This window comes from Collinsella vaginalis (assembly GCF_900176655.1).
Lineage (GTDB): Bacteria > Actinomycetota > Coriobacteriia > Coriobacteriales > Coriobacteriaceae > Collinsella > Collinsella vaginalis.
Map to the genome: position 1 here is coordinate 495,912 of NZ_LT838843.1, position 6,000 is coordinate 501,911.

7 protein-coding genes are annotated in these 6,000 nt (G+C 65.8%); all 7 read left to right on the forward strand.

The genetic code is table 11. The features are described from left to right. Nucleotides 1-775 precede the first annotated feature (775 nt). Nucleotides 776-1,339 (forward strand): elongation factor P, encoded by a 564-nt coding sequence (efp, locus tag CAP13_RS03835; protein ID WP_085830298.1) that lies wholly within the window; start codon nucleotides 776-778, stop codon nucleotides 1,337-1,339. A gap of 98 nt (nucleotides 1,340-1,437) precedes the next feature. Continuing rightward, a complete protein-coding gene (locus tag CAP13_RS03840) occupies nucleotides 1,438-1,797 on the forward strand; it encodes an Asp23/Gls24 family envelope stress response protein (protein WP_085830299.1) in 360 nt (119 codons plus the stop codon). A gap of 3 nt (nucleotides 1,798-1,800) precedes the next feature. Beyond that, nucleotides 1,801-2,316 carry a transcription antitermination factor NusB gene (gene nusB / locus CAP13_RS03845; protein WP_085830300.1) on the forward strand — a complete coding sequence of 172 codons (516 nt, stop codon included), beginning with the start codon at nucleotides 1,801-1,803 and terminating at the stop codon, nucleotides 2,314-2,316. A gap of 1 nt (nucleotide 2,317) precedes the next feature. Further along, a complete protein-coding gene (locus tag CAP13_RS03850) occupies nucleotides 2,318-2,656 on the forward strand; it encodes an exodeoxyribonuclease VII small subunit (RefSeq protein WP_425429829.1) in 339 nt (112 codons plus the stop codon). 2 nt (nucleotides 2,657-2,658) lie between these two features. Next, complete coding sequence (locus CAP13_RS03855; protein ID WP_085830302.1) at nucleotides 2,659-3,453, forward strand: TlyA family RNA methyltransferase; 795 nt, start codon at nucleotides 2,659-2,661, stop codon at nucleotides 3,451-3,453. Continuing rightward, nucleotides 3,450-4,307: an NAD(+)/NADH kinase gene (locus tag CAP13_RS03860; protein ID WP_085830303.1), complete on the forward strand. Its 858-nt coding sequence runs from the start codon at nucleotides 3,450-3,452 to the stop codon at nucleotides 4,305-4,307. Before CAP13_RS03855 ends, CAP13_RS03860 begins: the two co-directional genes overlap by 4 nt. A 513-nt stretch (nucleotides 4,308-4,820) precedes the next feature. Next, nucleotides 4,821-6,000: AAA family ATPase (locus tag CAP13_RS03865; protein WP_085830304.1), on the forward strand; the 1,180-nt coding region annotated here is incomplete at its 3' end.

The following is a 6,000-nucleotide window of genomic DNA, read 5'->3' on the forward strand; positions in this document are numbered from 1 at the left end:
CGGGCCTCAGAGGGCGCCGGCCGCAGCTCGTCTCTAACGTCGTCGAAACGAGCGCGATCAAAATATAGGTCGAACCTCTTGGTATCAACGGCCCGCGCATAGATGCCCATCGCTCCGCGTTGATGGTCCGCACGGGGCAGAAAACGTACTTGCGACTGCGCTCTCGTGCAGATCGCCCTTGGAACCGCCTCGAGAAGTTGTTTTGCCCTCATCCTGTGCACGCGGTCGCGTCCCACGGTCCGGGTGTTGCGGCCGGGCCGAGGGAGATATGTGGGCTGCCGTCAGCATCCAGCGTGCGACCGGCATCAACAGTGACATGCGTAATCTGTCTCATATCTCAACGACTGGACCTGTGCCTCCCATACAAATTTCTCCTCTGCTGGCCAAAAAAGCCCTCGAGGCTGTAATTCAAATGGCGTATTGGGTTGCATCAGATGCTCTGGATCGCCCTGAGAGGCAAAAATAAACAAATAAAAATATTCAATTCAAACCTTGCATGAGGAGATACCCCTCAACAGCCTCCGTCACACCACTCTAAAACACCGCCTCAAAGCCCCTTTTGGCCACCGCAGCGAAAACTGTGCAGCCCCGCCCCTTCCAATCCCTGAGCCCGTTCCGTTAAGGCCCCGCCCCGGGCATGCCGGGGCGGGGCCCCCGAGAAGGACCGCGCTCATACCTGTCATGTTCGTGGGCCGCGTATGAGCGCCCTTCTTGCGATGTATAATCACTTGGTTAATGACTGTGACGGGTGCGCCCGTAGGTAGAAAGGTACTCCATGGCATCGATCACCACCGCTGACTTCAAGAACGGCATGGGACTCAAGATCAAGGACAAGATCTACACCATTGTCGAGTTCCAGCACGTCAAGCCCGGCAAGGGCGGTGCCTTCGTGCGCTACAAGACCCGCGACATCAAGACGGGCCGCGTGGTCGAGAACACCACCAACGCGGGCTCCAAGTTCGAGAGCGTCCAGCTCATCACCAAGGAGATGCAGTACCTCTACAACGACGGTGCCGATTACATCTTCATGGACAACGAGACCTACGAGCAGGTTCCCGTGCCCGAGGACATGGTGGGCGATAACGCCAAGTGGCTGCGTGAGAACGACACCTGCCAGCTGCTCTACGCCGATGAGGACCTCATGGGCGTGAACCCGCCGATGTTCATCATCGCCACGGTCACCGAGACGGTTCCCGGCGCCAAGGGCGACACCGTCCAGGGCGCCTACAAGCCGGCCACCATCGACACGGGCGCCGAGGTCCAGGTTCCCATGTACCTGAACGAGGGCGAGCAGATCAAGGTCGACACCCGCACGGGCGAGTTCGTCTCCCGCGCATAGGCGGCACCGGCCCTCACCCATACCCTTGTCATGGCCCGCACGTCCGCGGACGCCATGCTATGCTCGACACGACCGTTCCGTACCGCAAGGGAGTGCAAATGACTGAAGAGATCAAGATCGCCGGCTTCGGCATCGCGCCCGAGGTTCTGGCCACCCTCGTGACCCGTGCGGCCGAGGGCGTCGAGGGCGTCGCTTCGGTGGGGTCCCGCGACCTCGCAGCCAACCTCGTTTCGATGTTCTCATCCAAGAGCGCGCCCACCGGCCCGGCCGTGGAGGCCGCCGCCGAGAACGACGAGCTTCTCATCACCGTCCATGTCGCCGTGTTCTTCGGCTACCCCTTCAAAGAGCTCGCCGAGAGCGTGCGCGAGGCGGTCGCCCGTGCAATCGACGCCCAGGTGGGCGTTGGCGTCGCTCGCGTGGACATTTGCATCGACGGCCTCGTCTTCCCCAAGGAGTAGCGCGTGTCAGGCTCTAGCAAGGTGAACCGCGGGCGCACCCTCGCCCGCAGCCAGGCGCTGCAGATCCTCTTCCAGGCTGAGGCCCTGAACGAGAGCGTCGACCGCGTGCTCTCCGGGGATTACCTGCTCTCCAAGGGCCCGCTCGATCCCTTCGCAGCGGGTATTGCCCGCGGTACCTGGGTGCACCGGGCGCGCATCGACGCGGCGCTCCGGGCCGTCTCGGAGCGCTGGCCGCTCGAGCGCATGCCGGGCGCCGACCGGAACATCCTGCGCATCGCCGTCTACGAGCTCCGGTTCTCACCGATCGAGAGCCGCCTCTCCGACGCCATCGTGATCGACGAGGCGGTCGAGGTCGCCAAAGCCTACGGCACCGACGAGTCCGCCCGCTTCGTGAACGGGGTGCTCGGCCGCATCTCCCGCGAGGCGGAGCTCCCTGGAGCCCGCGAGGACGCGGTGGGGGAGGACGGCGACGCACGGGACGTCGACGGGGCGGATGCCCCCACCGGGCTCGGTGAGTGACGTGGCCACCGGCGGCAGGACCTTCGATGACATCACGGAGCGCTTAGACGAGATCGTCACGGCGGTCCGCTCCAAGGACACCTCGCTCGAGCGCTCGCTCGACCTCTTCGACGAGGCCATCAAGCTCGGGTCGGAGGCCGTGGACATGGTCGACCGCTTCGAGCTCTCGCCGCGCGAGGCCGACCTGCTTGACGCCTCGGAGCGGGAGGCGGCCGAAGGCGCCGCGAGCAGTCGGGGGCCCGAGGCGGCATCTGAAGCGGGCGTGGGCCAGCCCGAGGCCCCCGCGTCCGCGCCGGCGCCTGAGCCCTCTGGACCCGATTCCCCATCCGACCCCCAGTAGGCATGGCCCGTATCCGTCTTGATGACGAGCTCGTGCGCCAGGGCCTCTGCCGCGACCGCGCAGAGGCCCTGCGCATCCTCATGGCGGGAGACGTCTCGGCCGCAGGCGAGCGCCTGACCTCGCCGGGACGTCTCGTGCGTGAGGGGCTCGAGCTGCATGTGCGCGGCCACATCCCCTACGTGGGGCGCGGCGGTCTCAAGCTCGCGGGGGCCTTGGGCGAGCTCTCCCTTGACCCCGCGGGCCTCACCTGCCTCGACGTGGGCTGCTCCACCGGGGGATTCACCGACTGCCTGCTGAAGCGCGGTGCCTCCTCGGTGCTCGCGGTCGACGTGGGCCGCGCCCAGTTCGACTGGTCGCTCAGGAACGATCCGCGTGTCACCCTGCTCGAGCGCACGAACATCGTGGACGTCCCCGCGCTCGGCTATGGGGACCTCGACCTCGCGGTCTGCGACGTCTCCTTCACGAGCGTCATGACCGTGCTGCCGGCTGTCATCTCCCTGCTCGCGCCGGATGGACGCCTTCTCACTCTGGTGAAACCCCAGTTCGAGGCTGAGGCCGCAGAGGTGGGGTCCGGCGGCGTCGTGCGCGACCCTGCTGTGTGGGAGCGCGTGCTCGCGCGCGCGGCCGCGGCCTTTGACGAGGCCGGTCTCAAGCCGGTTGGGACCTGCGCCTCTCCGATCACCGGAGCCAAGGGCAACCACGAGTTCTTCCTCCTCGGCACGCGCGGCACCCCCGCCGCGCCCCTCGTGCGCGAGGCCGATATCCATGAGCTGATCGAGAGGGTGCGTGCGCGATGAAGGTCTTCCTCGTCCCCAACTTCTACAAGGTCGAAGCCGTTGAGAGCGCCCACGTGCTCGAGGGGTGGCTCGAGGGCCAGGGCTATGAGGTGTCCTGGGCCCCCGACAACCGAAGCAACCTGATCGCCGACCCTGATATCGAGGGGAGTGATCTGGCGGTCAGTCTCGGCGGCGACGGAACGCTCCTGCGCGCCGTGCGCCTCACGCAGGGGCTTGAGATCCCCATCCTCGGAATCTCCTACGGACATCTGGGGTTCCTCACGGCGGCGAGCCCCGAGGAGACGGATATCTTCCAGGTGGTGGCCGATGCCCTCGCTGGCGAGATGGTCGTGAGCAGGCGCGCGACGCTCACCTGCGAGGTCGAGTACGAGGATGCGGACGGAAAGCTCCATAGCGTGACGGCGGACGGCCTGAACGACATGGCGCTGACCCGCGGCCCGCTCTCCGAGATGGTGACCTTCGATATCACGGTCTCCGGGCATCATATCGACCGGCTGCGCGGCGACGGGGCGGTGGTCTCCACGGCGACCGGGTCAACGGGCTACGCGCTTTCAGCCGGTGGCCCCATCGTGAGCCCCGATTACAACGGCTTGGTCTGCGTGCCCATCGCGCCGCACACCATCCAGGCCCGCGCCTTCCTCACCTCGCCATCCGATGTGGTGGAGATCTCGATCTCGAAGGACCGCCCATCGATACCCGCGGTTGCGGTGGACGGTCAGTTCCTCGAGGTGGAGGGCGACATCACTCGCGTGGTGGTCCAGCGCGGCGATGCTGATGTGCTGCTGCTCGGATATGGCTCGGAGAGCTTCTATGCGAGCGTCTCGCGGGTCTTCTACGGGGCCACGCGTCGATAGCGAGATAGGCGGCGGCGTGGGTCCGCAGATGGCATTCCCCTGCGCTAGCGGATTTTTCATGGCCCGTCTTCGATGGAATACCAGGATATTTGTAAATGAGCATATCAACCTGATTAAATTCATAAGAGTGAAATGCGCTATGCTGCCCGCAACGTAGGCTAGTAGAAAATGTCAGATCTGAGTCAATCGGGTAGCTTACGACGGTCAGATCGGGCTAGAAAAGAAACAAAATATCGGTATATGTTTCTATCCGCTACGTCCAAATCTACCCGATCTCACCTAGAGGGACAATTCAGGTGTCAGATGCGCTGTGTATAGACTCAGATCTGACATTTTCTACTAGAGGAGGCCACGTGGCCTGTCCAGGTGCCGTACGCAGTCTCCCAAAAGAGGCCCCAGAGGGCGGAAGACGCGATATCCGCGGCGTCCGAGTAGGCGTGCGGCCCGCTCAGCCGGCCTGTGTGATTTGGGGTACCATGACGCTATGGCAACAGATGTTCGATGGGCGGGCCCATGATCGATGAGATACACGTTTCCAACCTCGCGTTGATCCGCGAGGCCACCCTCGCTCCCTGCGCTGGGCTCACGGTCCTCACCGGCGAGACCGGTGCCGGCAAGACAGCCCTGCTCTCAGCCTTGAAGCTCCTTATCGGAGAACGGGCGGATGCGGCTCTCGTGCGCGAGGGCGAGGAGGGCGCTGTCGCGGAGGGGCGCTTCTTCGAGGGCCCACGGGATCTCACGGGCTTCACGGTCTCCCGCCGCGTGGGTGCAGACGGGCGCAGCCGCGTGCGTGTGGACGGCTCTATCGCGAGCGTCCGCGAGCTCACCGCGCGCATGAGGCCCCTCATTGATCTGTGCGGCCAGCATGAGCACCAGCGCTTGCTCGATGCCGCGAGCCACGTTGAGATGGTCGACGCCTGGGGTGCGGTAACCATCGCCCCCGCCCTGGCGGCCTATCGCAATGCTTTGGAAGAGGCGCGGGACGCGGCGCGTGAGCTCGCACGCGTCGAGGAGGCGGCCCGCGCCCAGGGCTCGCGGGTCGATGACGCGCGCTTCGCCCTCGATCGTATCTCCGAGGTGGATCCGAAGCCGGGGGAGTACGAGGCCTTGGAAGAGTCCCTTCCTCGGGCCGAGCATGCGGAGGTCCTTGCAAGCACAGCCGATGAAGCCCAGGCGGCCCTCTCGGACGAGGGTGGGGCGCTCGACGCCCTGAACACAGCAATCGCCGGCCTCGCGCGCATGGGCAGCGTCGACGCGAAGCTCTCCGAGTTCGCCGACGCCCTCACCTCAGCTGCCATCACGCTTGAGGACACCGCCTCAGACCTGCGCCGTTACCGGGACGATGCCGACTTCGATCCTGCCGAGCTCGCCCGGTCCCAGGAGCGCTTCGCGGCCCTGCGAGGTCTCGTACGTTCCTTCGGCCCCACGATGGACGATGTCGTCGCTCGACGTGACGAAGCCGCCGACCTGCTCTCCCTTGTGGACGACGGCGAGGCCCGGATACGCCGCGCCCGCGAGGCGGCGGATGCCGCCGAGGCCGCGCTCGCCCAGGCGGCCCGCGCCCTCACCCGCGCCCGCAACGCCCAGGCCCCGCGCTTCTGCCGCGAGGTAGGCCGCCAGATGGCGCGGCTCGAGATGGGCCGCGCCGAGCTCGTCTGGGAATCCCGCGACCTGCCGCGATCCTCCTGGACCG

Excerpts from the sequence above, each read along its gene's own strand:
- efp (WP_085830298.1), top strand. The coding sequence starts at position 776 with ATGGCATCGATCACCACCGCTGACTTCAAGAACGGCATGGGACTCAAG.
- CAP13_RS03840 (WP_085830299.1), top strand. The coding sequence starts at position 1,438 with ATGACTGAAGAGATCAAGATCGCCGGCTTCGGCATCGCGCCCGAGGTT.
- CAP13_RS03855 (WP_085830302.1), top strand. The coding sequence starts at position 2,659 with ATGGCCCGTATCCGTCTTGATGACGAGCTCGTGCGCCAGGGCCTCTGC.
- CAP13_RS03860 (WP_085830303.1), top strand. The coding sequence starts at position 3,450 with ATGAAGGTCTTCCTCGTCCCCAACTTCTACAAGGTCGAAGCCGTTGAG.